At 64.9% G+C, this 26,222-nt stretch carries 28 protein-coding genes; 13 read left to right on the top strand and 15 right to left on the bottom strand.

Annotated features, from left to right (window positions below):
• Together ACEN2S_RS12600 and ACEN2S_RS12595 are read right to left on the bottom strand one after the other, a co-directional pair.
• On the bottom strand, positions 1–675 hold the full coding sequence (locus ACEN2S_RS12600; RefSeq protein ID WP_441866509.1) for a CoA transferase subunit B: 675 nt from the start codon (positions 673–675) through the stop codon (positions 1–3).
• Positions 672–1,394 carry a 3-oxoacid CoA-transferase subunit A gene (locus tag ACEN2S_RS12595; RefSeq protein WP_441866508.1) on the bottom strand — a complete coding sequence of 241 codons (723 nt, stop codon included), beginning with the start codon at positions 1,392–1,394 and terminating at the stop codon, positions 672–674. Before ACEN2S_RS12595 ends, ACEN2S_RS12600 begins: the two co-directional genes overlap by 4 nt.
• A gap of 128 nt (positions 1,395–1,522) precedes the next feature.
• Here ACEN2S_RS12595 and ACEN2S_RS12590 point away from each other — a divergent pair, with 128 nt between their 5' ends.
• The 4 genes from ACEN2S_RS12590 to ACEN2S_RS12575 all read left to right on the top strand — a co-directional run bounded on the left by ACEN2S_RS12590 (position 1,523) and on the right by ACEN2S_RS12575 (position 4,961).
• Entirely contained in the window at positions 1,523–2,290 is a 768-nt protein-coding gene (locus tag ACEN2S_RS12590; protein WP_441866507.1) for an IclR family transcriptional regulator domain-containing protein, read from the top strand.
• A 299-nt stretch (positions 2,291–2,589) separates the two neighbouring features.
• The gene (locus ACEN2S_RS12585; protein ID WP_441866506.1) at positions 2,590–3,366 is read left to right on the top strand and encodes a transporter substrate-binding domain-containing protein; all 777 of its coding nucleotides are present in this window, start codon (positions 2,590–2,592) and stop codon (positions 3,364–3,366) included.
• Between the two features lie 67 nt (positions 3,367–3,433).
• A complete protein-coding gene (locus ACEN2S_RS12580; protein ID WP_441866505.1) occupies positions 3,434–4,153 on the top strand; it encodes an ABC transporter permease in 720 nt (239 codons plus the stop codon).
• Between the two features lies 1 nt (position 4,154).
• The gene (locus tag ACEN2S_RS12575; RefSeq protein ID WP_441866504.1) at positions 4,155–4,961 is read left to right on the top strand and encodes an ABC transporter permease; all 807 of its coding nucleotides are present in this window, start codon (positions 4,155–4,157) and stop codon (positions 4,959–4,961) included.
• A gap of 34 nt (positions 4,962–4,995) precedes the next feature.
• Here the strand turns inward: ACEN2S_RS12575 and ACEN2S_RS12570 are convergent, their stop codons facing one another.
• The 3 genes from ACEN2S_RS12570 to ACEN2S_RS12560 form a co-directional block, all read right to left on the bottom strand.
• On the bottom strand, positions 4,996–5,925 hold the full coding sequence (locus ACEN2S_RS12570; RefSeq protein WP_441866503.1) for a homocysteine S-methyltransferase family protein: 930 nt from the start codon (positions 5,923–5,925) through the stop codon (positions 4,996–4,998).
• Positions 5,926–5,952: 27 nt separating this feature from the next.
• Entirely contained in the window at positions 5,953–6,636 is a 684-nt protein-coding gene (locus ACEN2S_RS12565) for a GntR family transcriptional regulator (protein WP_441866502.1), read from the bottom strand.
• Between the two features lie 112 nt (positions 6,637–6,748).
• A complete protein-coding gene (locus ACEN2S_RS12560) occupies positions 6,749–7,483 on the bottom strand; it encodes a DnaA N-terminal domain-containing protein (RefSeq protein ID WP_441866501.1) in 735 nt (244 codons plus the stop codon).
• A gap of 551 nt (positions 7,484–8,034) precedes the next feature.
• Here ACEN2S_RS12560 and ACEN2S_RS12555 point away from each other — a divergent pair.
• The 3 genes from ACEN2S_RS12555 to ACEN2S_RS12545 all read left to right on the top strand — a co-directional run bounded on the left by ACEN2S_RS12555 (position 8,035) and on the right by ACEN2S_RS12545 (position 11,437).
• The gene (locus tag ACEN2S_RS12555) at positions 8,035–9,339 is read left to right on the top strand and encodes an AAA family ATPase (protein WP_441866500.1); all 1,305 of its coding nucleotides are present in this window, start codon (positions 8,035–8,037) and stop codon (positions 9,337–9,339) included.
• Positions 9,336–10,463 (top strand): ParB/RepB/Spo0J family partition protein, encoded by a 1,128-nt coding sequence (locus ACEN2S_RS12550; protein WP_441866499.1) that lies wholly within the window; start codon positions 9,336–9,338, stop codon positions 10,461–10,463. Before ACEN2S_RS12555 ends, ACEN2S_RS12550 begins: the two co-directional genes overlap by 4 nt.
• Positions 10,464–10,690: 227 nt before the next feature.
• A complete protein-coding gene (locus ACEN2S_RS12545) occupies positions 10,691–11,437 on the top strand; it encodes a sulfite exporter TauE/SafE family protein (protein WP_441866498.1) in 747 nt (248 codons plus the stop codon).
• 49 nt (positions 11,438–11,486) lie between these two features.
• Here ACEN2S_RS12545 and ACEN2S_RS12540 read toward each other — a convergent pair whose 3' ends face one another.
• The 5 genes from ACEN2S_RS12540 to ACEN2S_RS12520 all read right to left on the bottom strand — a co-directional run bounded on the left by ACEN2S_RS12540 (position 11,487) and on the right by ACEN2S_RS12520 (position 16,670).
• Positions 11,487–13,004 carry an aldehyde dehydrogenase (NADP(+)) gene (locus ACEN2S_RS12540; RefSeq protein ID WP_441866497.1) on the bottom strand — a complete coding sequence of 506 codons (1,518 nt, stop codon included), beginning with the start codon at positions 13,002–13,004 and terminating at the stop codon, positions 11,487–11,489.
• Positions 13,005–13,007: 3 nt separating this feature from the next.
• A complete protein-coding gene (locus tag ACEN2S_RS12535; RefSeq protein ID WP_441866496.1) occupies positions 13,008–13,802 on the bottom strand; it encodes an NAD-dependent epimerase/dehydratase family protein in 795 nt (264 codons plus the stop codon).
• 9 nt (positions 13,803–13,811) lie between these two features.
• The gene (locus tag ACEN2S_RS12530; RefSeq protein ID WP_441866495.1) at positions 13,812–15,089 is read right to left on the bottom strand and encodes a TRAP transporter large permease; all 1,278 of its coding nucleotides are present in this window, start codon (positions 15,087–15,089) and stop codon (positions 13,812–13,814) included.
• Between the two features lie 3 nt (positions 15,090–15,092).
• Positions 15,093–15,620 carry a TRAP transporter small permease gene (locus ACEN2S_RS12525; RefSeq protein ID WP_441866494.1) on the bottom strand — a complete coding sequence of 176 codons (528 nt, stop codon included), beginning with the start codon at positions 15,618–15,620 and terminating at the stop codon, positions 15,093–15,095.
• A 63-nt stretch (positions 15,621–15,683) separates the two neighbouring features.
• Positions 15,684–16,670: a TRAP transporter substrate-binding protein gene (locus ACEN2S_RS12520; RefSeq protein ID WP_441866493.1), complete on the bottom strand. Its 987-nt coding sequence runs from the start codon at positions 16,668–16,670 to the stop codon at positions 15,684–15,686.
• A 155-nt stretch (positions 16,671–16,825) separates the two neighbouring features.
• Here ACEN2S_RS12520 and ACEN2S_RS12515 point away from each other — a divergent pair, with 155 nt between their 5' ends.
• The 4 genes from ACEN2S_RS12515 to ACEN2S_RS12500 all read left to right on the top strand — a co-directional run bounded on the left by ACEN2S_RS12515 (position 16,826) and on the right by ACEN2S_RS12500 (position 20,568).
• Positions 16,826–17,560 (top strand): FadR/GntR family transcriptional regulator, encoded by a 735-nt coding sequence (locus ACEN2S_RS12515; RefSeq protein ID WP_441866492.1) that lies wholly within the window; start codon positions 16,826–16,828, stop codon positions 17,558–17,560.
• A gap of 76 nt (positions 17,561–17,636) precedes the next feature.
• Positions 17,637–18,542, top strand: a complete 906-nt coding sequence (kdgD, locus tag ACEN2S_RS12510; RefSeq protein ID WP_441866491.1) for a 5-dehydro-4-deoxyglucarate dehydratase — start codon at positions 17,637–17,639, stop codon at positions 18,540–18,542.
• 5 nt (positions 18,543–18,547) lie between these two features.
• Positions 18,548–19,696 (top strand): mandelate racemase/muconate lactonizing enzyme family protein, encoded by a 1,149-nt coding sequence (locus ACEN2S_RS12505; protein WP_441866490.1) that lies wholly within the window; start codon positions 18,548–18,550, stop codon positions 19,694–19,696.
• A complete protein-coding gene (locus ACEN2S_RS12500; RefSeq protein ID WP_441866489.1) occupies positions 19,696–20,568 on the top strand; it encodes an amidohydrolase family protein in 873 nt (290 codons plus the stop codon). Before ACEN2S_RS12505 ends, ACEN2S_RS12500 begins: the two co-directional genes overlap by 1 nt.
• Positions 20,569–20,572: 4 nt before the next feature.
• Here ACEN2S_RS12500 and ACEN2S_RS12495 read toward each other — a convergent pair whose 3' ends face one another.
• The 5 genes from ACEN2S_RS12495 to ACEN2S_RS12475 form a co-directional block, all read right to left on the bottom strand.
• The gene (locus tag ACEN2S_RS12495; RefSeq protein WP_441866488.1) at positions 20,573–21,487 is read right to left on the bottom strand and encodes a TonB family protein; all 915 of its coding nucleotides are present in this window, start codon (positions 21,485–21,487) and stop codon (positions 20,573–20,575) included.
• Complete coding sequence (locus tag ACEN2S_RS12490; protein WP_441866487.1) at positions 21,484–21,897, bottom strand: ExbD/TolR family protein; 414 nt, start codon at positions 21,895–21,897, stop codon at positions 21,484–21,486. The genes ACEN2S_RS12495 and ACEN2S_RS12490 overlap by 4 nt, the downstream gene beginning before the upstream one ends.
• A 3-nt stretch (positions 21,898–21,900) precedes the next feature.
• On the bottom strand, positions 21,901–22,281 hold the full coding sequence (locus ACEN2S_RS12485; protein WP_441866486.1) for an ExbD/TolR family protein: 381 nt from the start codon (positions 22,279–22,281) through the stop codon (positions 21,901–21,903).
• Positions 22,281–23,006 carry a MotA/TolQ/ExbB proton channel family protein gene (locus tag ACEN2S_RS12480; protein WP_441866485.1) on the bottom strand — a complete coding sequence of 242 codons (726 nt, stop codon included), beginning with the start codon at positions 23,004–23,006 and terminating at the stop codon, positions 22,281–22,283. The genes ACEN2S_RS12485 and ACEN2S_RS12480 overlap by 1 nt, the downstream gene beginning before the upstream one ends.
• Before the next feature lie 167 nt (positions 23,007–23,173).
• The gene (locus ACEN2S_RS12475) at positions 23,174–24,418 is read right to left on the bottom strand and encodes an aminopeptidase (protein ID WP_441866484.1); all 1,245 of its coding nucleotides are present in this window, start codon (positions 24,416–24,418) and stop codon (positions 23,174–23,176) included.
• Positions 24,419–24,586: 168 nt separating this feature from the next.
• Here ACEN2S_RS12475 and ACEN2S_RS12470 point away from each other — a divergent pair, with 168 nt between their 5' ends.
• Together ACEN2S_RS12470 and ACEN2S_RS12465 are read left to right on the top strand one after the other, a co-directional pair.
• Entirely contained in the window at positions 24,587–25,534 is a 948-nt protein-coding gene (locus tag ACEN2S_RS12470; protein WP_441866483.1) for a dihydrodipicolinate synthase family protein, read from the top strand.
• A 30-nt stretch (positions 25,535–25,564) separates the two neighbouring features.
• Positions 25,565–26,203 carry a GntR family transcriptional regulator gene (locus ACEN2S_RS12465; protein WP_441866482.1) on the top strand — a complete coding sequence of 213 codons (639 nt, stop codon included), beginning with the start codon at positions 25,565–25,567 and terminating at the stop codon, positions 26,201–26,203.
• The last annotated feature ends 19 nt before the right edge of the window (positions 26,204–26,222 follow it).

Below are 26,222 nucleotides of genomic sequence, written 5' to 3'. Positions count from 1 at the left end.
TCACAGCTCCGGAACGATGAGATCGGCCACCGGGCCGTCAAGATGCAGGGTGGCGCCGGTCTGCGCCTGCAGATCCTCAAGGCTGAGGCCCGGCAGCTTCTCGCGCAGCACGAAACGCCCGCCCTCGATGTCGATCACCGCAAGGCTGGTGTAGACCCGGGTGACGCAGGCGACGCCGGTCAGCGGAAAGGCGCAGGCCTCCACCAGTTTCGGCTCGCCGGTCTTGGTCACATGTTCGGTGATCACCGCGACACGTTTGGCCCCATGGACAAGGTCCATCGCGCCGCCCACCGCCGGAACCCCTTTGGAGCCCACGCGCCAATTCGCCAGATCGCCGTTCTGCGAGACCTGATAGGCCCCAAGGATCGCCACGTCGAGGTGACCGCCCCGCACCATGGCAAAGCTGTCGGCATGGTGGAAGAAGGCGGCGCCCGGCTTCAGCGTCACCGCTTTTTTCCCGGCATTGATCAGATCCCAGTCTTCCTCACCAGCCGCGGGAGATTCGCCGAAATCCAGCACGCCGTTCTCGGTGTGGAAAATCGCTTGCCGCCCCTCGGGCTGATAACGGGCGACCATCTCGGGAAAACCGATGCCGAGGTTCACATAGGCACCGTCTTCGATATCTTGCGCCGCGCGCCAGGCGATTTGCGCATTGGAAAGTTTGAGATCGCTCATGCGTAAACCGCCCCTTCACGGATCAACAGCTCTTCCTGAGCCGGATTTTGCACTTCCACCACCGCATCGACAAAGATGCCCGGGGTGATCACCTGTTCGGGGTCGATCCCGCCGAGCTCAACCAGCTGGCTGACCTGCGCAATCGTATGCTCCGCCGCCATGCACATCAGCGGGTTGAAGTTCCGCGCCGCCAGCCGGTAGGTCAGGTTTCCGTGGCGGTCGCCGAGTTGCCCCTTGACCAGCGCGACATCGGCCTTGAGCCAACGCTCGCGCACATAGTGCCGCCCCTCGAATTCCTCGACCGGTTTGCCATTGGCAAGTTCAGTGCCATAGGAGGTGGGGGTGTAGAACGCCGGAATGCCCGCCCCGCCCGCGCGGATACGCTCGGCCAGGGTGCCCTGCGGCACCAGTTCCAGTTCGATCTCGCCCGCCAGATATTTATCGGTGAAGGCGCGCGGATCCGAGGAGCGCGGGAAGGAGCAGATCATCTTCTTGACCATGCCTGCATCAATCATCGCCGCAATGCCGATGCGGCCATTGCCCGCGTTGTTGTTGATCACCGTCAGATCGCGCGGGCTGCCGGTGGCAACATAGCGGTCGATCAAGGCGTGGATCAGTTCAATCGGCGCGCCAGAGCCGCCAAAGCCACCGATCATCACAACGGCCCCATCCGCGATCCCGGCGACCGCCTCGGCCAAAGTGGCGAGTTGCTTGTCCATTCCTGTCTCCTCTCGCGCCGGAAGACCCCCGGCTGCTGTGGGGCGGACACTAGGAGCGGGCCGGGGCCGCCCGCAAGAAATTTGTTCACATATTGACATTTGTTCAGATGATGTAAAAACATGATCACATGCTGAACAAATCCACAGATTTCATCGCCTCTCTCGCCAAGGGCCTGCAGGTTCTCGAAGCTTTCGGGGCGGACCAGCCCCGGCTGTCGATCACCGATGTGGCGCGCGAGACGGGCCTGGACCGCGCGGCGACCCGGCGCTGCCTGCTGACGCTGCAGGAGCTGGGCTATGCCAATTCCGACGGGAAATATTTCAGCCTGACACCGCGGGTGCTGCGGTTGGGCACCGGGGCGCTGGCGGCGATGCCTTTGCCGCAGATCGTTCAACCCTGGCTCGACCAGCTGAGCGAGACGGTGGGGCAAAGCGCCAGCGTCTCGATCCTGGATGAGACCGAGATCGTCTATGTCGCGCGGGCGGCGCAAAAGCGGGTGATGTCGATCGGGCTGATGCCCGGCTCACGCCTGCCCGCGCATTGCACCTCGATGGGCCGAGTCTTGCTGGCCGCCCTGCCCCTGCCCGAGCGTCTGCTGCGGATCGAGGCCTCAGACCTCTCGCCGCGCACGCAATTTTCACGCACCGATCCCGAGAGCATTCTGGCCGAACTGGCCACGGTGGCCGCGCAGGGGTATGCGGTGATTGATCAGGAGGTTGAACTGGGGGTGCGCTCCATCGCCGTCCCCTTGCGCAGCATGACCGGGCAGGTGGTGGCGGCACTGAACATCGGATTGGGCACGATCCATGGCACGGCCGAGGCATTGGTGACCGCCTATCTGCCGGAGTTGCTGCGGGTGCAAAAGGGTCTGAGCCGGGTGCTGAAAACCGCCTGAGGTCCGGTTGCTTGCGCAGACCGCCCGAACGGGGCGAAATCGGCAAGACCGTGCCGCTGCCGCCGCGATAGGGAGTTGAATACGCGCGCGACTGAGGGCAAGGAATATGTCTCAGAGGATGCAGCACAGGGCAGGCAGATGACCGGGGATCAGGCCAAGGACAGCGGGTCGGTTTCGCGCCGCCCGCACCGTGATTTGTCGCGCTCCACCCTTTCATACACAGCCCTGTCGCGCACCGCCCCGTCGCGCCCCAGCCCGGCCCGCCCGGGCGGCCTTTCCCCTTCAACAAGGACTTTCCGATGATCAAAACGCTTGTCGCCGCCCTGGCTTTGGGCACCGCGCTGGGGGCCGCCACGGGCGCCGCCGCAGAAACCGTCAAGGTCGGCATTTCGGCAGAACCCTATCCGCCGTTCTATGCCCCCGACGCCAGCGGCGCCTGGTCGGGCTGGGAGATCGACTTCACCAAGGAGCTCTGCACCCGTCTGAGCCTGGAGTGCGAGATCACCCCGGTGGCCTGGGAAGGCATCATTCCGGCGCTGACGACCGGCAAGATCGACATGATCATCGGCTCGATGAACATCACGCCGGAACGGGCGAAGATGATTGATTTCTCGGAGAAATATTACAACACGCCCTCGGCGCTGATCGGCGCGAAAGGCATGGAGATGACCCCGACCGCCGAGTCTTTGGCGGGGAAATACATCGGCGTGCAGGGGGCGACCCCGCAAAAGGATTATGCCGAGGCCTATTTTGGCGGCAGCGCTGCCGAGATGAAGGAATACCAGACGCTGGACGAAGCGCTGCAGGATCTGAGCGCAGGCCGGCTGGATGCGATTTTCGCGGATTCGATGCCGCTCTATGATTTCCTGAAAACCGACGCCGGCATGGCCTGCTGCGAGGCCAAGGGCGTGGCGGCGGATGATCCGGCGATCCTTGGCACCGGGGTGGGTGTGGGCCTGCGTCAGGGCGATCCGCTGCGCGAGAAGATCAATGCGGCCATCCTCGCCATGCGCGAAGACGGCAGCTATCAGGCGTTCAGTGCGAAATACTTCGACTTTGACGTCTACGGCGGCTAAAGCGGCGGCCTCTTCCCCGGGCGACGGTTGGCACGGCCGTCCGGGGATCGGCTGAAAGGGAACCGACATGCCCGCCACCTTTGATCTTGGCCTGCTTGGCCTGACACCGCCCGGTTGGGGGGGCGTGCTGCTCGCGGGGTTTCTGCGCTCGATCGAGCTGGCGCTGGGGGGCTATTTCCTCGGGCTGGCCATTGGCATCTGCGGCGCGGTGGGCAAGCTCTATGGCGGCAAGGTCGCCCGGGATCTGTGGGAGGTCTACACCACGCTGATCCGGGCGGTGCCGGAACTGGTGCTGATGCTGCTGATCTATTACGCGGGCACCGATCTGTTGAACCGTCTCTTGGGCGCGCTCGGCCATGACACGATCGACATCAACGGGCTGGCGGCGGGGATCATCGTCATCGGGCTGGTGCAGGGCGCCTATGCGACCGAGGTGCTGCGCGGCGCGATCAAGGCGGTGCCCTTTGGCGAGATCGAGGCGGCACGCGCCTATGGCATGGCCCCCACGCAGGTGCTGCGGCGGGTCACCTTGCCCGCGATGCTGCCGCATGCGCTGCCCGGCATGGCCAATCTGTGGATGATCGCCACCAAGGACACGGCGCTTCTGGCCGTGGTGGGCTTTTCCGAGCTGACCCTGGTCACCCGGCAGGCGGCGGGGGCGACCAAGGCTTATCTCCTGTTCTTTCTCGCCGCAGGCGCGCTCTATCTCGGGCTGACCCTCCTCTCCAACGCGGGCATCCGCCGGTTGGAGCGCCATGCCCGCCGTGGTCAGAAGCGGGAGGCGTAAGATGGCCAAGGCCCCCTCCCCCGCCGCAAATCCGGATCAGATCGGCCTCTTTGCGCCGCACCGGCTGGTGATGATGGCCGTTCTGGCGGCGCTGGTGCTGAGTGCGGCGGTGTTCATGCGCTGGGACTGGCTCCCACAATATGCGCCGAAACTGCTGGCGGGGCTCGGCCAGACGCTGCTGATGCTGGCCGCCAGCGTCATTGCAGGCTTTGCGCTGGCCGTGCCGCTCGGGCTGGCGCAGGTCACCGGGCCGCGGCCCCTCAAGGCCCTGGCGCAGGGATTTTGCACGCTGATCCGCGGCACGCCGCTTTTGCTGCAGCTTTGGCTGCTCTACTACGGCCTCGGCTCGCTTTTCGCGCAATTCCCCGAGATCCGCGCCTCCTGGGCCTGGCCCTATCTGCGGCAGGCCTGGCCCTATGGGTTCACCGCCCTCGCCCTCTCCTTCGCCGCCTATGAGGGTGAGGTGATGCGCGGGGCCTTTGCCGGGGTGCCCGAGGGCGAGTTGGAGGCCGCGCGCGCCTTTGGCATGAACCGCCGACAACTGTTCCGCCGGATCTGGTTTCCGCGCGCCCTGCACCGGGCGCTGCCGACGCTGGCGGGCGAGGTGATCCTGCAGCTGAAATCGACGCCGCTGGTCGCCACGATCACCGTGGTCGACCTCTATGCCGTGGTGCTCAAGATCCGGCAGGCGACCTATCTGACCTATGAGCCGTTGCTGTTTCTGGTGCTGGCCTATCTTTGCCTGACCGGAATTCTGGTGCTGGGCTTTCGTTGGCTGGAAAACCGCATCCCCACCGCCGGGCATTGAATACCCGCCGGGGCAATCCCCGGCGGGTCCGAGCTTAGTGGTGGTGGCCGCAGCCACAGGCAAATTGTCCGGACAAGGCACCGATATGCTCGGTGCCGATGCCGCAGCAGCCGCCGATGATGCTGGCCCCTGCATCGACCCAACGCCGCGCCCACTGGCCATAATTCACCGGGTCCAGATCGGCGCGAATCTCGGTCAGCACCGCATTCGCCTCGGAATCATCCTGTTGCGAGGGGAAGGCATTGGCATAGACGCCGATCGGCAATTCCCGCCCGGCGCGGGCAAATTCCGCCTTGGCCGCGCGGATCGCCGCCTCCATCACCTCGGGCATCGCGCAGTTGAACAAGATCGCCTCCGCGCCGATCTCGAGCGCCAGCGCGGCCCCCGCCGCCACCGACTCGCCCGAGCGCAACTGCGGCTCCGGCATCTTCTCGGGCGCCACATCATCGCGCAGCGTGTAGGACACCCAGAGCGGTTTGCCGGTGGCCTTGGTCGCTGCATGGGCCGCACGCACCTCGATCAGGCTGCTCTGGGTTTCCGCCAGCCAAAGATCGACCGAAGGCGCCAAGCCGGAGACCAGCACCTCCAGATATTCCCCCGCCAGATCCGGATTGAAGAGCTCAGGCTGATACGAGCCGAAAACCGGCGGCAGCGAGCCCGCCACCTTCACCCCCAGCGCGGGTTGCGCATCGGCCGCCCCACGCGCGAGCGTTCCGGCCAAGGCGGCCAACTCACGCCCCTGCGCGGCAAACCGCTCGGCGCCGATGTGAAACGGCACCACGGCATAGCTGTTGGTGGTGATCACCCGCGCGCCCGCCGCGATATAGCCCTGATGCACCTGATAGACGAACTGCGGCCCCTCCATCAGCGCCAGCGCCGACCATTCGGGTTGCCGAAACGGCGCCCCCACCCGCTCCAGCTCGCGGCCCATGCCGCCATCGAGGATGATAATTTCGTCGTGCATTGTAGTGCCTTTCCTGTCGCCGCCGCCTCAGCGGACCGGCGTCGCTTCAACCTGCGCCGCAAGGGCGTGAAATCCGTCCAGATCCTGCTGCAACCCGTCGGCCAGATGTGCGGCGACGGCGGCCATCGCTTCGGCCGCATTGCCCTGCATCAGCGCCCGGTGCAGCGCATCATGCCCGCCGACCAGGGGTTCGCGCTGCGGCCAATGCCCCTCTGACCAGCGATAGAGCCATTCCAGCTTATGCGAGAGGGCGCGGTAGCGGCGGATCAGATGGCCATGTGCCGTCGCTTCAACCAGCGCGCGGTGATAGCCAAGATCGGCCGCGACACGGGCCTCAAGGGGGCCACCCTGCGCCGCCACGAGATCGGTGAAGGCCGCCGCCAGAAGCGGTGCCGCCTCGGCGCGGCGCGTCACCACGATGCGCGCCGCCAGCTGCTCCAACGCTTCGCGGAGCGAGTACAGCTCCCAGATCACCGCGGCGTCGAGCGGCGCCACATGCCAGCTGGAATAGGGCAGACGCGCGACCAGCTCATCCGCTTCCAGCGTGAACAACGCCGAGCGGACCGTGCCGCGCCCGATGCCCATCTGCGCCGCAAGCGCGATTTCGGTAAGCGTCGATCCGGGGGCAAGGCGTCCGTGCACGATCTCGGCGCGCAACAGATCCGTCGCCTCATCTTGAAGGCTTTTGCGGGCGATTTTCAATGAGCGCATCAGCCTTCCCTGCAGAGTCGTTCTCTTCCGCCTGTGTGGCACAGGACCTGAGGGGAGTCGAGGATCGACAATCGACACCATGCCCGATCCGCGCCGCCGCGGGATGGCATTGTCACTTCGGGGCGGCTTCGATCCGCAGATTGCGCAGCCCGGGCGTGCTCAGCCGACACAATGCCAGCAGCCGATCCGCCAAATGCGTGTGCACATAGCTTGCGTGAAAGCGGCTCGGCGCGAGCAAGACCACCTCATCCGCATCGAGGTTCTTGACCCGCAAGCTCCGCACCCAGGCGCTGTGCAGCTGCGGGTTCTCGCGGTGGAAGGCCGCACTCGCGCTGTCCCAGAACGAGGTGCCCGGCACGGCATTTGCGGGACTTTCGGCGGCAGGTGCCTGCGGTGCGCCCCCCAGCGGAAAGGCGATCACATTCTGGTCCTGCGGCGCCACCTCTGTCCCCGCGGGGACAGAGCCCCCCATTCGGGCGACAAAATCGGATCCCACCGCATCCCAGGCATGCTGTGTCCCGGCAAGGATCGCCCTCACCCCCAGACGGTATTCACTGACCCGGCCCCGCGCGCCCTGTTGACGCAGTTCCAGCCACCCCAGATCGCGCAGCCGCGCCATCTCGCGGCGAACGGTCCGGTCATCGACTTGCCAAAGGCGGGCAATCTCTCGCTGACCCGTGGTCAACAGATCCAAGGTCCAGTTGTAGCGCGCCGTGATCAGGGTGATCAGCCGCAGCGCCAAACGCTGATCGACCTTGCCCCCGGCCATGCCATGAGCGCCGATCGCCGTCAAAAGATCATATTTGCGCGCGCTTGCGCCCTGCCCAACGGGCCGAGAGAGTGCCATGGTCGTCCTGCTCCGCCACCGAAAGAATCGGCTGTGCTTATCCGGTAGATCCGGTTGTTGCTCGATGCACTCTGTGGTGCCTTGGTCCAGTCTGCGCTGAGCGGCGGGGTAAATCAACGCTCTTCAGCAGATTTCAGGAATTTGCGCTGGGTTCTCCGATTCTGTCAAGGCCCCGCGCTGACCGGCGGATTGAACCTTGCCGCCCAAATCCTTTTTCGATCAGAAAAATGGTTCTAATAGGTATGGGCGGACATCATGTACGTCCTCTATTCGCCCTGGTTATGTCCGCCTATATGTAGCGGGCACCAGTATTCTGTCCCCCATTCCGTGGCGTGCGTCTCTGCGCGCCCTCGAATCGGTGCCGCGCCGACCGGAACGGGGGATTGCCCGGGCATTTGCGGCGTTGCGCTGGCTTTGTCCCTGCGGGGACAGGCTTTTGGGCGAAGTCGCATAGGGTCTGATACGGAGCATATTCGCTTTTGCCTTTTTTGCAAATTCAGCGTAAACCGAGGAACATATCGAAATAGCGTTTGCATCTTGAAGGAGTTCGCATGTTCACGCACGAGGATCTGGCCCAATTGCAGGCCCAGTCGTTGAAAATGCAGGGGTGGATCCGGCAGCAGACCTATTCACCGGAGATGGAAAAGACCCTGCGCCGCTTTTCCAGCTGGGAGCTGAGCGAGCTGATTTTCAAGGTCAACCAATCCACCCTGCGCGGCCGGATGGCGCTGGACCCCAGTCTGCCGCAGGGCCTCGTGGAGGAGGATGGCCGTCAGCGCTGGTACACGCTGGAAGAGATCAACGAGATCCGGCGCCGGTTGAAGATCAACCGCCGGTCCCTGTTGCCGCCGCGCCCGGCGGGCAAGCGGGCGATCCGTGCTGCCATTGCCAATTTCAAAGGCGGCGCCGGTAAATCCACCGTGGCGCTGCATTTCGCCCATGCGGCGGCGCTTGATGGCTACCGGGTGCTGGCGGTGGATTTCGATCCGCAGGCGACGCTGTCGCATTCCATGGGCCTGTCGGATGTGGCCGAAGAATTCACCGTCTGGGGCATCATGGCGCGCGACCTGATCCGCGAGACCGAACGGATGAACGCCTCGGCGCGCGGGGCCGAAAGCGGCACCGCCCTGCCCCAGCGCCGTCTGCCCGCTTCGGTGACGGATATGGGTCTGGCCGATCTGCGCACCAATGATTTCATCAAGCCGACCAGCTGGCCGACCATCGACATCATCCCCAGCTGTGCCAATGCTGCCTTCGTCGAATTTGCCAGCGCGCAATACCGGCATCTGAACCCGGAGTGGTCGTTCTTCGCCGCCGTTTCGCGCTATCTCGATACGCTGCCCGCCGATGCCTATGATCTGGTGATTTTCGACTGCCCGCCCGCCATCGGCTATCAATCGATGAATGCGGTTTTCGCGGCCGATGTGCTCTATATCCCCTCTGGCCCCGGCTACTGGGAATATGACAGCACCACCTCTTTCATTGGCCAGTTGGCCGAGGCGTTGTCGGATCTCTCGCAGTTCAACGGCATTGTCCCCGCGGGGACAATGGGGCTGCCGAAGGCTTTCCTCGATCTGCGGTTCCTGATCACCCGCTATGAGCCGAACAACGATTTGCACCGCGCCATGTATGCGGCCTTCTGCAAGGTCTTTGAGGGGCGCGTGACGGAAAACCCGATCGAGATGACACGGGCGGTGGAGCAGTCGGGCCGATTCCTGTCGTCCATCTATGAGACCGATTACCGCGAAATGACGCGTGAGACCTGGCGCCGGGCGCGGGGCTCTTTCGATAAGGCCTATGAAGAATTCCGCGGCCATCTCGTCACGGCCTGGGACAAGCTGGAGGGTGAGGCATGAGCAAGCGGCGTATCTTTGATATCGACTTTCCCGAGGTGACGCCGGAGGTGCCCGCCGCGGCACCCGAGCGCAAATCCGTCTCTGTCCCCACGGGGACTGAGACCCCGAAGGAGCGCCGCGGGCCGATGGCCACCGCCATTCATGAGAATGCCGAGGCCTTGCGGGACCGGCAGGCGGCGGAGGCGGCGATCCGTGCCGAGAATGACCGGCTGGCGCATGAATTGGTGCGGTTGAAAAAGCTGGGCCTGATCGTCGATATGATCCCGCTGGACGAGATCCGCGCCGAAAAGTTGACCCGTGACCGGGCCGCGGGGCGCGATCCCGAGCTTGATGAGTTGAAGGAAAGCATCCGTGCCATCGGCCTGTCCAACCCGGTGCGGATCGAGCAATCCGAGACCGGCTATGAACTCGTGCAGGGGTATCGCCGTCTCGCCGCTTTCCGCGAATTGCTGGCCGAGACCGGGGATGCTGAGCGCTATGGCCGGATTCCGGCGGGGCTGATCGCGCGGGGCGAAACACTGGAGCATCTCTATCGGCGCATGGTCGACGAGAACCTTGTGCGGCGCGATATTTCCTTTGCCGAGATGGCGGCATTGGCCAAAGCCTATCTGCAGGATGCGCAGACCGGGGCAGGGGATATTGACCAGGCGATTGCCACGCTCTTTGGCTCGGCGGGGCGGCAAAAGCGGATCTACATCCGCAATTTTGCGGCCTTGCTTGAGCGGATCGGCGGTCATCTGGCGCATCCCTATGCGATGTCGCGGGCGCTGGGGCTGTCGCTTCTTAAAAAGATCGAGCGGGAGCCGGGGGCGGCGGCGATGCTGCAGCGCCTGTTGATGGCGCAGCCGGACCGGAGCGAAGACGAGGAAACCGCGATCCTGCGTGGCTTTGTCGAGGCGAGCAGCACTGCGCCGAAAGACGCGGGCGCGGCTGCGGCGTCCCCGCGGGGTGGGGCCAATCCGGGGGCGAAAACAACGCTGCGGGTGGCGCGCAGCGAAGGGGTGGCGCGCTGTATCGCAACGGATGGCAGGGTTGAATTGCGGATGGAGCGTGACTTTTCCGCCATTGATCGGCATCGCCTCGAATTGGCTGTCGAGGCCTTTCTGACCGCCTTGGACGGGTGATGCTGTCCCTGTGGGGACAGCCGCCCACGGCCCGCTTGAACCAAGTAAGCCATTGAACTTTATACAGCCATCTGCCGTCGGAGCTTCGCTTCGGCGGCATTCTCATTCTGGGAACCCCCGATGTCCCCGCGGGGACAGGGTTTTGCAAGCCGCAACGGCCCAGTTCGGCATTGCCCATTCGTCCGCGTGTTGTAAGAGGGTGGGGCGCTGAGGAGAGGAGCCCCACCGTGCTTGAATTTTTCGTCGTCTTTCTGGCCGGACTGGCCGGGGGTGCCCTGAATGCCGTCGCGGGGGGCGGGACATTCCTGACCTTCCCCGCGCTGGTCTGGATGGGGGTGCCGCCCGTCATGGCCAATGCCACGGCCACGCTTTGTGCGCTGCCGGGCTATTTCGGCTCGACCTGGGCGTTTCGCCACGATTTCAAGGCCGAGGGGCCGCTGGGGCTGAAGGCGATTATCGCGGTGTCGATGCTCGGCGGTTTGCTGGGGTCGCTCCTGCTGCTGGTGACGCCGGGCAGCGTGTTTACCGGGATCGTGCCCTGGCTGCTGGCCCTTGCAACCGTGTTGTTCGCCGCGGGTCCCTGGCTGCTCGGGCAGTTGCGGCAACGCGGGGCGACGGCGGGCACGGTGGTCTCTGCCTTGCTGGTCTTCGCGGTCTCGGTCTACGGCGGCTATTTCAACGGCGGGCTGGGGATCATGCTGCTCGCGGTTTTTGGGCTGATCGGCTTTAGCAATCTGAACGCGATGAACGGGCTGAAGAACCTGCTGTCCTCGCTGTTGTCGCTGGTCTCGGCGGTCACCTATGCCAGTGCCGGGCTGATCGCCTGGGATGCGGCATTGGTGCTGGCGGTTGGCACGATGGTCGGCGGCTATCTCGGGGCGCATTACGCGCGCAAGATCACCCGGACCGATCTGTTGCGGCTGGGGATCGTCGCCATCGGCTGTGTGATGACGGTGGTCTTCTTCCTGCGCTGAGACAGCAAAAAGCCCGGGCGGTGCGGCCCGGGCTTTTCCATTAGATTTATCAGACCGCGAAATCCTGCGGCAACAGCGCCTCGGGGATGTTCTGGTAGCAGACCGGCCGCAGGAAACGGCGGATCGACAGGGTGCCGACCGAGGTGGCGCCGAAGTTGGTCGAGGCGGGGTAGGGGCCGCCATGCACCATGCTGTCGCAGACCTCAACGCCGGTGGGGAAGCCATTGGCCAGAACCCGGCCCGCCTTGCGCTCCAAAATCGGCATCAGGGCACGGCCCAGATCGGTGTCGCCCGCATCCAGATGCAGCGTGCAGGTCAGCTGGCCTTGCAGGCTTTCGGCCACCGCCAGCATTTCGGCGCTGTCCTTGACCGTCACGATCAGGCCAAGCGGGCCAAAGACCTCCTCGCCCAGCTCATGATTGGCCAGCCATTCCGCGCCCGTGGTGGCGTAGAGATAGGGCTTGGCCTCGCGCAGATCACAGACCGAAGTCAGAAGCTCCTGCACGCCCGCCGTCCCGCGCATCCGGGCGCTGCCCGATTGCAGCGCGGCGGCGATGCCGTCGGTCAGCATGGTCTGGCCGCCCATCGGGGCCAAAGCCTCGGTTGCCGCCGTGATGAAGGCATCGGCATCGGCACCGGCAATCACCAATGCCACGCCCGGATTGGTGCAGAACTGCCCCGCGCCCATGGTCAGAGACCCGGCCCAGCCGCTGGCCAGTGCCGTGCCGCGAGCCGCAAGCGCCGCAGGCAAGAGGAACATCGGGTTGACCGAGCCCAGTTCACCGAAGAACGGGATCGGCTCGGGCCGTGCGGCACACAGGTCGAACAGCGCGCGCCCGCCGCCGAGCGAGCCGGTGAAGCCCACGGCTTTGATCGCCGGATGCTGCACAAGGCTGGTGCCGACATCGCGTTTGCCGCCCTGGATCAGGCTGAACACGCCCTTCGGCATGCCACATTTCTCGGCGGCGGCCAGCACGGCCTCGGCCACGATCTCGCCGGTGCCGGGATGCGCGGAATGGCCCTTCACCACCACCGGGCAGCCTGCAGCCAGTGCGGCGGCGGTGTCGCCCCCGGCGGTCGAGAAGGCCAGCGGGAAGTTGGAGGCACCAAACACCGCGACCGGTCCGATCGGGCGCTGAATCATCCGCAACTCGGGACGCGGGGCGGGCTGACGGTCGGGCAGGGCGGCATCAAAACGGCGGTCGAGATAGGCGCCCTCCAGGATATGCGTCGCGAAGAGGCGCAGCTGGCCGGTGGTGCGGCCCCGCTCGCCCTCCAGCCGCCCGACGGGCAGGCCGGTTTCCTGCGTGCCGATCTCGGTGATCTGGGGCCCACGCGCCTCGATCTCATCGGCGATGGCGTTGAGAAAAGCGGCGCGGTCGGCGCGGCTGGTCTGGCCATAGGTCAGGAACGCTTCGGCGGCGGCGCGGCAGGCTTCATCCACATGCGCGACGGTGCCCATCGAGAAATCATGCGCGGGGCCATGCGCCGGGGTCGAGGTAAAGGTGGCGGCATCCGCCACCCAAGTGCCGGCGATCAGATGTTTGCCGCTGGGCGTGTAGGTCATGGGTCAGTCCTTGAATATCGGGTCTTGCGTGAAGGCGCCGCCTTGCCAGATCGACACCGGATCATCGGCGGCGGGGCGGCTTTGAGTCGACTCTATGTGTGCAAGATAAGCGGCGCTGTTGTCTTTGGCCACCCATCCCAGATAGCGCCCGGCGGAATTGTCCCACCAGGCATGATCATTGTCCGAGACGCCCCAGATCACCGGGCAGCCCAGACGCGGCGCGCGAAACACCGCCTCAATCAGCCCGACGAAATCATCCACCGAGAACCAGGTGGCGAGCATGCGATGATTCAGCGGTTTTTCAAAGCAGGAACCGATGCGGACAATCGCCGTCTCTTGCCCGAATTTCGAATGATACATCGAGGCCATCGCCTCGCCGAAGCATTTCGATACGCCATAGAGCCCATCGGGTTTCATTGCGCAATCGGCGCCCAGATGCGCATCCTGCGGCTGAAAACCGACGACATGGTTCGAGGAGGCAAAGATGATCCGCGGCATGCCATGCGCCCGGGCCGCCTCATAGAGGTTGTAGACCCCCTGGATATTGCCGTTGAGGATCTGCGAGAAGGACCGCTCGACCGAGACGCCGCCCAGATGCAGGATCCCGTCGCAGCCCGCCACGAGGTCCAACACCGCCGCCTCATCGCCCAGATCGCAGGTCACCAGCTCTTCATTCGGGGCGGCGTCGCCCAGATCGGCAATGTCGGACAGGCGCAGAATGTCGGCCATGCCCGCCAGCCGTTTGCGCATCTCGCGGCCGACGCCACCAGCGGCACCTGTGATAAGAAGTCGTTTCATGTCAGTCTCCTAGTCCAATAGGCCCGGCAGGTACATCGAGAAGATGGGCACATAGGTCACCAGCATCAATGCCACGAAAATCGCCGCATAGAAGGGCCAGATCGATTTCAGCGCTTTTTCAATCCGGATGCCGCCGACGGCGCAGCCGACAAAAAGGCAGGCACCCACCGGCGGCGTGCAGAGGCCAAGGCCGAGGTTCATCATCAAGATGACGCCGAATTGCAGCGGGTCCATCCCCAACCCCACGACGACGGGCAGAAAGATCGGCGTGCAGATCAGGATCAGCGCCGCCATATCCATGATCATCCCCAGCACCAGCAGGATCAGGTTCAGCATCAGCAGAATGACATAGGGATTGTCGCTGATCATGGTGACCGAATTCGCCAGCGCCTCGGGCACGCGGTACATCGCCAAAAGATAGGCAAAGGCATTGGCGGTGGCCACCAGCAGCATCACCATTGCGGTGGTTTTCACCGAATTCAGCACGGCTTTCTTGAACCCGTCCCAGGTCAGTTCGCGGTAGACGAGCGCGGTCACGAGGATCGCGTAGATCGCGCCGAATGCCCCGGATTCCGTCACCGTCATCACGCCCGACAGCACGCCGCCGACGATGATGATCGCGGTCATCAGGCCGGGAATGGCCACGATGAAGCTGCGGATCAAAAAGCCCCAGCCGGGGAATTTTTCGGCCGGATAGCCGCGCCGCACCGCCACCCAATAGGCGACAATGCCAAGGCAGAGGCACATCAGCACCCCCGGGACGATCCCCGCGATGAACAGTTTGGACACCGAGACACCCCCAGCCGCCACCGCAAACAGGATCATGTTGTGGCTGGGCGGGATCACCACCCCGGCGATGGAGGAGGTGACCGTGACATTCACCGCATAATCCGCGTCATAGCCCTTTTCGCGCATCACCGGCATCAGGATCGAGCCCAATGCCGAGGTATCGGCAACGGCCGAGCCGGAAATGCCGCCAAACAGCATCGAGGAGGCGACGTTGACCACGCCCAAGCCGCCGCGCACCGAGCCGACAGCGGCGGAGGCGAGGCGCACGAGCCGCACCGCAATCCCGCCTTGCAGCATCAGGTCGCCCGCAAAGATGAAAAACGGGATCGCCAGCAGGGAAAACACCGAAATCCCGGAAATGATCCGCTGAAAGGCGATGAACAGCGGCAGCCCCTCATAGATGAACCCACCCACAGAGGCGATGCCGAGCGCAAAGGCCACAGGAATCCCTGCGATCAGGCCGCCGAAGAACAGCCCGAAGAGAATGATCAAGCCCATGTTTCAGTCCTCTTCCGGGCGGTAGCCCTGCGTGCGCATCACCATATGCGCCGCGGTGAAAATAACGGTCAGCACGCCACAGATCGCCATCGGCACCGCGCGCCAGCCTTCGGAAAAGCCCAGCATCGGGATGCGGCGCGGCCAGGTTTTGGAGGCCAGTTCCCAGCCGTATTTCGCCATGATCAGGCCAAAGCCGACCAGCGCGATCAGCGCGACCCAGCACAGGACCGAGCGCAGCGGGCGCGGAAACAGCGCGCGGATGAAATCCACCGAGAGATGGGTATTGTACCAGACACCCGCCGCCGCCCCGAGAAAGGCGATCCAGACCACGAGGATCAGCGACAGCTGCTCAACCCAGGTCGGGGTGTCGTTGAGGACATAGCGGCCAAAGACCAGCCAGCCAAAAATCACAATCAGGGTGACCAGTTGCACCCCGGCTATGCCGAGACAGATCTGCGCCACCCGGTCGATGGCCCGATAGAGGGGGCCGTCAAAGCTCCGGCCCTCGGTTCCCGCGATGATATGCACCATCTCATGCCTTTTTGATGGGGGGAGGGAGGTCCGGCGGCGTGCCGGACCTCGCCAAACCCTGCGTTACTTGGTTTCGCGGATTTCTTTGACCATCGGGGCCAGATCGGGGTTATTGGCCAGGAAGGCCTCATAGATCGGCGCCATGGCTTCCTGGAAGGCGGTTTTGTCGGTGACTTCGTTCACCGTCACACCGGCGGATTCCACCTTGGCGCGGCTGGCTTTCTCCCGCTCGGCCCAGAGCGAACGCTGCGTGGTGGCGGCATCGACAGCGGCCTTCTTCACCGCAGCCTTGTCGGCATCCGACAGCGCTTCCCAGGCGGCCGTGTTGACGCAGACGCATTCCGGAATGATCAGGTGATCGGTGATCGAGTAGTATTTCGCCACCTCGTAATGGTTCGAGGATTCAAACGACGGATAGTTGTTCTCGGCGCCGTCGATCACCCCGGTTTTCAGCGATTGATAGACTTCGCCGTAAGCCATCGGCGTCGCATTGCCGCCCAGATCATCGACCATCTGCACGAAGAGATCGTTGTTCATCACGCGGAACTTCAGGCCCTTCATGTCCTCAGGCGTCATGATCGCATGTTTGGTGTTGTAAAAGCTGCGCGCGCCGCTGTCGAACCACGACAGGGCCACCAGCCCCTGCGCCGCCAGCGCATCCGAGAAGGCCTGGCCCACCGGACCGTCCATCACATGGTGCATATGGTCGAGGTTGTTGAAGATGAAGGGCAGCGACATCACATTGGTGGCGGGCACGATCTCGCCCATCGGCCCCATGTTGAAATTGGCGAATTGCAGTGCGCCCGCACGGGTTTGCTCAATGGCGTCCGGTTGATCGCCGAGGATGCCGTTGTTGAACATCTGTGCCTCGACGCGGCCTTCGGTCGCCTTGGTCACATCGGCGGCGAACTGATTCATCGCGATCGAGTTCGGGTAATCTTCGGGGTGAATTCCCCAGCCACGCCAGCTGTCAGCCGCAGCGGGCAGCGCCAGCGTGGCCAAGGCAACCCCTGAAATCATCAGGCCCCGGATTTTGGTGGTGATCGTCATGTCAGTCTCCTCCCATGGTGACTTTTGTCTTTTGGTGATGGCGAAAGGATATATTGGGCGACAAGTTAGTCAACACATATTATAACTTGGCGTGAGGTCATCTTGACATGCCCGATGATCCTTGTATCGCTGGAGAAAAGTGAAGGATTACCGCCATGAACCAGGATGCCACCGGTTTGGACCGTGGAAACCGCCGCAATCTGGTGCGGCGGGTGTCCGAGGATTTGCGGCTGGCGATCACCTCGGGGCGCTATGCCTTGGGGGATAAGCTGCCTTCGGAGGCGCAGCTGACGGCGCTCTATGACGTGTCGCGCACGGTGATTCGGGAAGCGGTATCCAGCCTGCGCGCCGATGGCTTGGTCGAGCCGCGCCAGGGCGCCGGGGTTTTCGTGGTGGATCAGCGGATGCGGGACGGGAATCCGTTTCAGGACATTGATTTTCAACGTATTTCTTCAATATTGGAGATGCTGGAACTCCGCGCCGCCGTTGAGATAGAGGCAGCGGGCCTGGCGGCTCAGCGCCGTTCGCCAGCGCAGGAGGAGGCGATCCTTGAGGCGCACCGGCTGGTGGCAGGGCGGGTGCAGGCGGGCGAATCGACGGTGGATGCGGATTTCGCTTTCCACATCGCGATCGCGGAGGCGACGAACAACCCGCGTTTCCCGGAGTTTCTGACGCTGATGGGGCAGAAGGTCATCCCGCGGACAGCGCTGCCCGCAGGGGACCGGCGCGCGCTGGCCGCCGACTACATGGGCCAGATCGTTGAGGAACACGCGCAAATCGCCCGCGCCATTTCACATGGCGACGAATCCGCTGCCCGGATCGCCATGCGGGTGCATCTGAAGGACAGCCAGAAACGCTACCGTGACATGATCCGCGGCCCGATCTCATAATTTGTGTCACAACTGATTGACACTTGTCTGACAAGTTGGCAGGTTTAACCGAACTGACCGCAACTGGACGAATCCGATGACCCCCGAAAATCTGAAAATCGCGCTTGGCGCTGGCCTTTTGTCTTTCCCGGTGACGCCGTTCGACGCGAACGGCCGCTTCAAGCCCGATGTCTACGCTGATCACGTCAGCTGGCTGGCGGGCTATCCGGCCAGCGCGCTCTTTGCGGCGGGCGGCACCGGCGAGTTCTTCTCGCTGGCACCGGATGAAATTCCGACCATCGTGCGGGCCGCGAAAGAGGCGGCGGGCAATACCCCGATCATTTCGGGTTGCGGCTATGGCACCGAAATGGCCACCCGCATTGCCCGCGACGCCGAGGCGGCCGGGGCCGATGGTATCCTGCTGTTGCCGCATTACCTGATCGATGCGCCGCAAGAGGGGCTCTATCGCCATGTGAAAGCGGTCTGCCAGTCGGTGGGCATCGGCGTCATGGTCTACAACCGCGACAATGCGATCCTGCAGGCCGACACTCTGGCGCGGCTTTGCGATGAATGCCCCAACCTCGTCGGGTTCAAGGACGGCTCGGGCGACATTGGCCTCGTGCGGCAGATCACCGCGAAAATGGGGGACCGCCTGACCTATCTCGGCGGTATGCCGACGGCGGAACTGTTTGCCGAGGCCTATCTGGGCGCGGGCTTTTCCACCTATTCCTCGGCGGTGTTCAACTTTGTGCCGGGGCTGGCCATCGAATTCTATGATGCGCTGCGCGGTGGCAACCGTGCCCGCTGCGAACAGATCCTGAACGATTTCTTCTACCCGTTCATGGCGATCCGCAGCCGTCGCAAGGGCTATGCGGTGGCGGCGGTCAAGGCGGGCGTTCGCTTGCAAGGTTTTGCGGTCGGCCCGGTGCGTGCGCCGCTCGACGATCTGACCTCGGAAGAGATGGGCATGATGGAAGCCCTGATCGCCCCCTATAAAAGGTAAGTCTGATGCCGCGCCCGACCACGATCGTCGCCGTTCACACCCATCTTCTCGAACACCGGCTGGAGGTGCCGTTTGAAAGCGCCTCAATGCGCTTTGACCGGCGCAGCCATGTGCTGGTCGAGGTGGTCTGCGCCGATGGCACCACCGGCTGGGGGGAATGCCTTGGCCCGGCGCGGCCGAATGCCGCCGTGGTCGCCGCCTATGCCAATTGGCTGGTGGGCATGGATGCGCTGGAGACGGAAAAGATCTGGATTACCCTCTATAATGCGCTGCGCGATCAGGGGCAGAGGGGGCTGGCGGTCACGGCGCTGTCGGGCATCGACATCGCGCTTTGGGACATCAAGGGGCGGCATTTTGGCGTGCCGGTCTCAACCCTGCTCGGCGGGCGCTTCCGCGAGTCTGTGCGCGCCTATGCCACCGGCAGTTTCAAGCGCGACGGGGTGGACCGCGTCTCTGACAATGCCGAAGAGATGGCGCGGCACCGGGCGGCGGGGTTCCATGCCTGCAAGATCAAGATCGGTTTCGGCGTCGAGGAAGATCTGCGGGTGATCCGCGCCGTGCGCGAGGCCATCGGCCCCGAGATGCGGCTGATGATTGACGCCAACCACGGCTATGACGTGATCGAGGCGGTCACTGTCGGCAATGCCGCGGCGGAACTCGGCATCGACTGGTTCGAAGAGCCGGTGCTGCCCGAGTTGTTGGGCGCCTACCGCGATGTGCGCGCCCGCCAGCCGATCCCGGTGGCGGGGGGCGAGACCTGGCACGCCCGCTGGGGGATGAAAGAGCCGCTGGAGACCCGGGCGGTCGATATTCTGCAGCCCGATCTCGCCGGCTGCGGCGGCTTCAGCGAGGGCAAGAAGATCATGGACCTCGCGGCGCTGCACGGTGTGCGCCTGGTGCCGCATGTCTGGGGCACCGGGGTGCAGATCGCGGCGGCCTTGCAGTTCATGGCGGCGATGGTGCCGAACCCGATGCGGGTCAATCCGATTGAGCCGATCCTTGAATTTGACCGCACCGACAACCCGTTCCGGCAGGCGGTGCTGACCGCGCCGATTGAACATCAGGCCGGGGTGGTGGCCATCCCCGACGCGCCCGGGCTTGGGATTGAAATCAACCGCGATGCGCTGCGTGAATTTGCGCCGAAGGAGGGCTGATGCTGATCCGTCAACTGACCGGGGCCGCGCCCCGAACCCCGATGCCGCGCGGCGCGGTGGACAGCCAGATGCACATGTATTTGCCGGGATTCCCGGCGCTGCCGGGCGGGCCGGGCCTGCCCTTGGGTGATCTGCCGACGCCCGCGCAATACCGCGAGGTCATGGCCTGGCTGGGGCTGGACCGGGTGATCGTGACCCAGGGCAATGCGCATCAGCGCGACAATGCCAGCCTGCTCGCCTGTCTGGCCGAGATGGGCGATTGCGCCCGCGGGATGGCGGTGATCAGCGCGGAGACGACCGAGGCCGAGATGACCGCGCTGGTGGACGGCGGCTGTGTCGGCGCGCGGATCATGGATCTGCCGGGCGGCGCGCTCGGGCTCGCGCATCTGGAGGCGGTGGATGCCCGCGCCCATGCGGCGGGCTGGGGCATGGCGGTGCAATTCGACGGCAGCCATCTGGCCGACCACATGCCGCGGCTGAAGGCGTTGAAAAGCCGCTGGGTGCTGGACCACCACGGCAAGTTCTTCAAAGGCATCACCCCGCTCAGCGCCGAGGTGGAGATGATGAAGCGCCTGCTGGATACCGGCCGCGTCTGGTACAAGATCGCGGGCTGCTATGAGAGCTCGAAGACCGGCGGGCCGGACTATGCGGATGTGGCCGATGTCACCCGGGTGATCGCGGAATACGCGCCGGAGCGGATCCTCTGGGGCACCAACTGGCCGCATAATCTGGCGAAGGAAACCGCGGAATATCCCGATGATGCGGCGCTGCTGGACACCACCCTGGGCTGGCTGCCCTCGGATGCGGCGCGGCATCTGGCGCTGGTGGACAATCCGGAGGCCTTTTTCGGCCTGCCGAAATTCACTGGCTGAACCGTTAGCGGGTAAAGCTCATCGGCAGGGTAAAGGTGAAACTCTCGCCGGGCAGGGATTTGGGGGCGGCGGGAAACTTCCCGGCCGCCCGTACTGCTTTCAGCGCCGCCTCATCCAGCACCGGATTGCCAGAACTTTTGACCAAAGCGAGGCTGCTCAGCGCACCGCCGCGCGCCACCGTAAGCCGCACGGTGACCACGCCCTGCGCGCCGCCTGCGGCGCGCGGATAGGATTTGCGCCGCTCGATCCGCGCGCGGATATTCGCCCCCCAGTTGGCCTTGGCGTCGAGCGCCTTTCCCCCGGCAATGCTGGCCTCTGCCGCACCGTTTACCCCGGCCGCGGTGCCGCCGCCCGCACCCGCGGCCCGCGTGCCTGCACCACCGGGCGGCGGGGCTGCACGGGGTTTCGGCTCTCTGGCGGGCTTGGCCTCTTTTGGGGGCGCCTTTGGGGCGGCTTTGGGTTTGGGTTCCGGTACGACTTCGGGCTTTGGCTGTGGCCTTTGGGCAGGAACAGGCTCTGTTTTATCCGGCTCAGCCGGTGGCGGCGGCGCGGCCGGCAACTCGGTTACGGAAGGGTCCGGCAGGGCAGGTGCCTCGGGCATGAGCGCGGGCATCACGGGGGCCAGGGTGGCTGGTTGCGGCGTTTCCATCGGCGTCGGCGCTGTGATCACAGGGGGCGCTGCGTTCATATCGGGCACGTCCGGCATGTGAATTTCCGGTGCATCAGCGGTTTCCGGCACCGTTTCCCAATCGGCGACCATGGCAGCGATTTCATCGCTTCCGGCCATGATAGAGACGGAATCGCTGCCGCCATCGCCCGAGGCTTCTGCCCCCGCGCTGTCCGGCGTCAGCGAAAACAATGCGACATGCAAGAAGGCCGCCACGCCAAGCGCCAGCGTCAGTTCCACCCGCGCGCTCATGGCCGGGCCGTGATCAGTTCGATCTGCGCAAAACCTGCGCTGCGGATCTGGGGGAGCAGCGCGGCGAGGCGGGTGGCGGGCACGGCGGCATCGGCGCGCAGGGTCAAAACAGGCGGAACAGTCTCACAATCGGTGACCGCGCAGGCCTCATCGCGCGCGGCGGCGAGCGCGGTCAGCGCCTCGGGCCCGAGCGCGTCGCGATAGCCCAAATCGCCTTCAGCGTTCAGATGCAGCAGCCATTCCCCGGCGCGCTCGGCCTCTGAATCGGCGGCGGGCGGGGCGACGGTAAAGGGCTCTGGCGGCACCAGTTCGGCGGAAATCAGGAAAAAGATCAGCAGCAGAAACACCACATTGATCATCGGCAGCAGATTTTCGGCGGGTTGACGCCGGGGCGGTTCAGAAAAGTCCATCTCTCACTCCACCAGCACCAGACGGGTGAACCCGGCGGCGGTCAACCGATCCATCACCCCCACCACCTGTTGCAGCGGTGCGGTGGCATCCGCGCGCAGGATGATCGCGTCGCCCGGCGTTTGCACCAGCGGTTGCAGGGCGGCGGCCAGCCCCTCAGGCGGCACGGCGATGCCGTTCAGCGTCACCGCGTCGGTCGAGACCTGCACGAGACGCGGCGGCCCCTCATAGGCGGCGCCCCCCTGACCGGCGAGGGCCAGCGGCAGCACCGTCTCGGCACCAAAGCGCGAGGCGAGCATGAAAAACACCAGAAGCAGGAAGACCACATCGATCATCGGCGTCAGATTGGGCCGCCGCCGTGCGCGTTCCGTACCAAAACGCATCATCACTCGGCCGCCGCATAGAGCGCGGGTTTCGCGGGGGCGGCGGGCCGTTTCACCTGAAAGACCCGCGTCGCGGCATCCTCCATATCGTGACGCTGACGGTCGCAGATGCTCTCAAACCAGGTGAGGGCGATTTGCGCGGGAATCGCCACGGCCATCCCGGCGGCGGTGGTCAGCAGCGCCTCCCAGATGCCGCCGGCAAGGGCTGCGGGATCGGCGCGGCTGCCCGCCTCTTGCAGGGCCTGAAACGCCGCGATCATCCCGGTGACCGTGCCGAGCAAACCCAAAAGCGGCCCGATGGTGGAGGCGAGTTCTAGCGGTCGCAGCCCGGTGCGGGCCTGCCGCAGAAGGTCGCGGGCGACGCGGCCTGTCTCGGCCTCGGCGGCCTCGCGGTCAAAGGCGGGATTGCGCGCGGCCGTCATCGCGGCGCGAACGAGCTGCGCGCGCAGCGAGCGGCGCCCTGCCAGGCCTGCGATGGCCTCAGTCTGTTTGCCCTGCGCCCAAAGGGTCAGCGCCGCTTCGGTGCGCTGGCCGCCCGTCCAGGCGCCAAACCGGGCCAGCGCCCAGATCCGCCAGAGGATCAGTGCCAGCGTCAACACCGAGAGCGCCGCAATCGCCATCATGGCCGGGCCGCCCATCAGAATGAACTCAATCAGCCGGTGCAGAGACGCAAACAGGGGTTGCGGCGCGGTCGGCAGATCGCTGGCGAGATCGGTGACGGGGGGCATGGCAAGACTTTCAGACGGGACATTTTCCCCGAGCCGTAACTTGGCAGAGTAATTTAGTCAAGATTATACCTGATTTTTATAGTCAGGAATCCAGGCGCGGCAAAAAGAAACCCCCGCCGGGGCCAATGCCACGACGGGGGCCGCTAACTTGGCTCAGGAAAGGGGTATCAGGCCCACTCGCCCTTGCGGAACACCGGGGTCACGCTGCCATCGGCACCGATCCCGTCGATGTCGATCTGGTCCGAGCCGATCATCCAGTCGATGTGGATCACGCTGGAATTGCCGCCCTGCGCCGCCAGTTGTTCCGGCGTCAGCTTGTCGCCGCCGAGGAAGCATTTCGAATAGCATTGCCCTAAGGCGATATGGCAGGCGGCATTTTCGTCAAAGAGCGTGTTGTAGAACAAGAGCCCCGAGGCCGAAATGGGCGAGGAATGCGGCACGAGGGCCACTTCGCCCAGCCGCCGCGCGCCCGCATCGGAATCGAGCACCTTTTGCAGCACATTCTCGCCGCGCGTCGCCTTGGCCTCGACGATCTGCCCGCCCTCAAAGCGGACCTGAATGTTCTCGATCAGCGTGCCCTGATGCGAGAGCGGTTTCGTGGCGCTGACATGCCCCTCGACCTTCAGCGCATGGGGGGTCGTAAAGACCTCTTCGGTCGGGATGTTCGGGTTGCAGATCACGCCGTTCTGCGCCTGCGAGGCGCCGCCGTGCCATTCATGGCCATCCGCCAGGCCCACACGCAGATCGGTGCCGGGCCCGGTGAACTGCAGCGCGGCAAACCGCTGGCCGTTCAGCCAGGCCGAGCGCTGACGCAACGCCGCGTTATGCGCGGTCCAGTCCGCCACCGGATCCGCGCCATCGAGGCGCGAGGCTTTGTAGATCGCCTCGGCCAGGGCTGCGACGGCCTCGGCTTCGGGCAGATCGGGAAAGACCTGCCGCGCCCAGGCGGTGCCGGGATAGGCGGCAATGTTCCAGTTCACCACGAAATTCGAGATCTTCTCGAGCGCGGGCTTATAAGCGATGGAATTGGCGCGGTTGGCGCGCGACACCTTGTCGGGGTCTTGTTCAGCCAGGAGCATCGGGTTGTCGCCGACAATCGCCAGCCGGGCCGCATTGCCCGCGAAAGCCTGCGCCATGCCCTGATAGAGCCAGTCGGCGGCGCGGTCAAAGCTGGCGTCCTGCGCGTGGCGATAGCGGGCGAGGGTGATTTCCTCGTCGCCCAGAAGCGGCGTCACCACGCCCGCGCCCGCTTTGTAGGCTTCGGCTGCGATCTGCCGCACGAGGGGCAGTGCCGCCACCGGCGCGGTCATCACCAGATCCTGACCGGCCTGCAGGTTCAGGCCGATCTTCACGATCACTTCGGCCATGCGCTGCAAACGCTCGGGCGACATCGGGGCAGGGGTATCGGACATGCGGTGGCCTCTTTTCAATCCAGATGCGGTGATCCTAGGGGGCAGGGGGGCAGCGTCAATCCATGCGCCGGGGCGTGGCTGTAAATAATCCGGGAGGGTGCTGAATACGACTTGATTACCGGCCGTCATGTCAGCAACATGTTACCGAGTAATTACCTGGAGCGCGCGATGTCCCTCATTGATTCCCTAGATCCGGCTGCGGCCTCGGCGGCACCTTCCCCGGCGGCACCGCGCGCCGGGTTGTTTGGCATTTCGGCGGCAATGGTCACGCCTTTTCTGGCCAATGGTCAGGTCGACATGCTGCGCGCGGGCGATCATGCGGCGGCGCTGATTGCGGGTGGGGCCAATGGGGTGACCCTGTTTGGCACCACGGGCGAGGGGGCGGCACTGGGCCGGGCCGATCGCGGCGCGCTGCTGGCGGCGGTGCTGGGCAATGGCGTGCCGGCGGAGAAGGTGACGGTCTGTCTCTGCGCCACTTCGCTGGAAGAGGCGGAATATCAGGCGCGGGTGGCGCTGTCGCAGGGGGTCAGACGGCTGCTCGCCACGCCGCCCTTCTACTTCAAGGGAGTGGCCGACGATGCGCTCTATGACTGGTACGCGGCGCTGTTGGGCAAGCTGACCGACTTTCAGCCGGAATTCATTCTGTATCACATTCCGCAGGTGACGGGTGTCGGCCTGTCGGAGGCGCTGATCCGGCGGCTGAAGGATACCTTTGGCGCGGCGATCTTCGGGGTCAAGGACAGCTCGGGCGACTGGACGAATGCCGAAGCGCTGCTGAAATACAAAGATCTGGCGATTTTGATCGGGGATGAGCGTCTTTTGGCGCGGGCGGCCCCTCTGGGCGGCGCGGGGGCCATCAGCGGCATGGCGAACCTGTTCCCGGCGCGGCTGGGGGCGCTGATCCGCACCGGCGTCGCCGATCCCGAGATGAGCAGGCTGGTGGATGCGGTGGTGACCGCGCCTGTGACGCCGCTGGTCAAGGCGCTGGTGGGGGTGGCCAAGGGGGATCCGGCCTGGGCGCGTGTCCGTCCGCCGCTGACCGCGTCCGACCGGGCCGTCGTCGCCGGGGTGGCGGCATTGATGGCTGAAATGCCCGATGCCGTCCCGGCACGCTGAGCCGGGGCACGCGGGATGGAAGAGCCGACAATGACCCTGCGCGCCCGCGCTTATGAGAGCTTTACCGCCCGGCTTCTCGCGCGCGAGATCCAGCCGGGGCAGTTTGTCTCGCAGCGCGAACTGGTCGAGATCACCGGCATGCCGTTGGGGGCCATCCGCGAGATGATCCCCCGGCTGGAGGCCGATGGCCTGATCCGCACCGTGCCGCACCGTGGCCTGCAGATCGCGCATGTGGACCTTGATCTGATCCGCAATGCGTTCCAGCTGCGGCTGCTCCTCGAGCGGGAGGCCGTGGCGCATTACGCGCGCGTTGCCCCCGCCGAGGGGGTTCTGGCAATGCGGGCCGAGCATCTGGCGGTGCGGGCCGAGGCGGAGGCGGGGGTCACCGCGGACCTGCTGGCGCGCGCGCAGCATCTGGACTGGCAAATGCATGATGTCATGGTGGACGCTCTGGGCAATGCCCTGATCTCGGACATCTACCGGGTCAATTCGATCAAGATCCGGCTGATCCGGCAGGAAGACACCCGGATGCTGCCGGAGCTGGTGGTGCGGGTGATGGATGAACATCTGGCCATCCTCGCCGCGCTGGCCGAGGGGGATGCCAAGGCCGCAATGGAGGCGATGGACGCGCATATCGAAAGTGCGCGGCGGCGCGCCTTGCGGCTGTGATAGGGTGACAGAATGCGGC

Source organism: Phaeovulum sp. W22_SRMD_FR3 (assembly GCF_052113705.1).
Classification (GTDB): Bacteria; Pseudomonadota; Alphaproteobacteria; order Rhodobacterales; family Rhodobacteraceae; genus JBGQOG01.
Note: the sequence above shows the minus strand (reverse complement) of the source record. Positions and strands in the feature narration are given on the sequence as shown.

What these genes read in the sequence shown, in the direction of transcription:
- ACEN2S_RS12475 (WP_441866484.1), bottom strand. Translation starts at nt 24,418, where the DNA reads ATGTCCGATACCCCTGCCCCGATGTCGCCCGAGCGTTTGCAGCGCATG.
- ACEN2S_RS12485 (WP_441866486.1), bottom strand. Translation starts at nt 22,281, where the DNA reads ATGATGCGTTTTGGTACGGAACGCGCACGGCGGCGGCCCAATCTGACG.
- ACEN2S_RS12550 (WP_441866499.1), top strand. Translation starts at nt 9,336, where the DNA reads ATGAGCAAGCGGCGTATCTTTGATATCGACTTTCCCGAGGTGACGCCG.
- ACEN2S_RS12500 (WP_441866489.1), top strand. Translation starts at nt 19,696, where the DNA reads ATGCTGATCCGTCAACTGACCGGGGCCGCGCCCCGAACCCCGATGCCG.
- ACEN2S_RS12530 (WP_441866495.1), bottom strand. Translation starts at nt 15,089, where the DNA reads ATGGGCTTGATCATTCTCTTCGGGCTGTTCTTCGGCGGCCTGATCGCA.
- ACEN2S_RS12580 (WP_441866505.1), top strand. Translation starts at nt 3,434, where the DNA reads ATGCCCGCCACCTTTGATCTTGGCCTGCTTGGCCTGACACCGCCCGGT.
- ACEN2S_RS12590 (WP_441866507.1), top strand. Translation starts at nt 1,523, where the DNA reads ATGCTGAACAAATCCACAGATTTCATCGCCTCTCTCGCCAAGGGCCTG.
- ACEN2S_RS12535 (WP_441866496.1), bottom strand. Translation starts at nt 13,802, where the DNA reads ATGAAACGACTTCTTATCACAGGTGCCGCTGGTGGCGTCGGCCGCGAG.
- ACEN2S_RS12560 (WP_441866501.1), bottom strand. Translation starts at nt 7,483, where the DNA reads ATGGCACTCTCTCGGCCCGTTGGGCAGGGCGCAAGCGCGCGCAAATAT.
- ACEN2S_RS12515 (WP_441866492.1), top strand. Translation starts at nt 16,826, where the DNA reads ATGAACCAGGATGCCACCGGTTTGGACCGTGGAAACCGCCGCAATCTG.
- ACEN2S_RS12595 (WP_441866508.1), bottom strand. Translation starts at nt 1,394, where the DNA reads ATGGACAAGCAACTCGCCACTTTGGCCGAGGCGGTCGCCGGGATCGCG.
- ACEN2S_RS12565 (WP_441866502.1), bottom strand. Translation starts at nt 6,636, where the DNA reads ATGCGCTCATTGAAAATCGCCCGCAAAAGCCTTCAAGATGAGGCGACG.
- ACEN2S_RS12525 (WP_441866494.1), bottom strand. Translation starts at nt 15,620, where the DNA reads ATGGTGCATATCATCGCGGGAACCGAGGGCCGGAGCTTTGACGGCCCC.
- ACEN2S_RS12505 (WP_441866490.1), top strand. Translation starts at nt 18,548, where the DNA reads ATGCCGCGCCCGACCACGATCGTCGCCGTTCACACCCATCTTCTCGAA.
- ACEN2S_RS12495 (WP_441866488.1), bottom strand. Translation starts at nt 21,487, where the DNA reads ATGAGCGCGCGGGTGGAACTGACGCTGGCGCTTGGCGTGGCGGCCTTC.
- kdgD (WP_441866491.1), top strand. Translation starts at nt 17,637, where the DNA reads ATGACCCCCGAAAATCTGAAAATCGCGCTTGGCGCTGGCCTTTTGTCT.
- ACEN2S_RS12570 (WP_441866503.1), bottom strand. Translation starts at nt 5,925, where the DNA reads ATGCACGACGAAATTATCATCCTCGATGGCGGCATGGGCCGCGAGCTG.
- ACEN2S_RS12575 (WP_441866504.1), top strand. Translation starts at nt 4,155, where the DNA reads ATGGCCAAGGCCCCCTCCCCCGCCGCAAATCCGGATCAGATCGGCCTC.
- ACEN2S_RS12540 (WP_441866497.1), bottom strand. Translation starts at nt 13,004, where the DNA reads ATGACCTACACGCCCAGCGGCAAACATCTGATCGCCGGCACTTGGGTG.
- ACEN2S_RS12470 (WP_441866483.1), top strand. Translation starts at nt 24,587, where the DNA reads ATGTCCCTCATTGATTCCCTAGATCCGGCTGCGGCCTCGGCGGCACCT.
- ACEN2S_RS12490 (WP_441866487.1), bottom strand. Translation starts at nt 21,897, where the DNA reads ATGGACTTTTCTGAACCGCCCCGGCGTCAACCCGCCGAAAATCTGCTG.
- ACEN2S_RS12480 (WP_441866485.1), bottom strand. Translation starts at nt 23,006, where the DNA reads ATGCCCCCCGTCACCGATCTCGCCAGCGATCTGCCGACCGCGCCGCAA.
- ACEN2S_RS12465 (WP_441866482.1), top strand. Translation starts at nt 25,565, where the DNA reads ATGACCCTGCGCGCCCGCGCTTATGAGAGCTTTACCGCCCGGCTTCTC.
- ACEN2S_RS12585 (WP_441866506.1), top strand. Translation starts at nt 2,590, where the DNA reads ATGATCAAAACGCTTGTCGCCGCCCTGGCTTTGGGCACCGCGCTGGGG.
- ACEN2S_RS12555 (WP_441866500.1), top strand. Translation starts at nt 8,035, where the DNA reads ATGTTCACGCACGAGGATCTGGCCCAATTGCAGGCCCAGTCGTTGAAA.
- ACEN2S_RS12520 (WP_441866493.1), bottom strand. Translation starts at nt 16,670, where the DNA reads ATGACGATCACCACCAAAATCCGGGGCCTGATGATTTCAGGGGTTGCC.
- ACEN2S_RS12600 (WP_441866509.1), bottom strand. Translation starts at nt 675, where the DNA reads ATGAGCGATCTCAAACTTTCCAATGCGCAAATCGCCTGGCGCGCGGCG.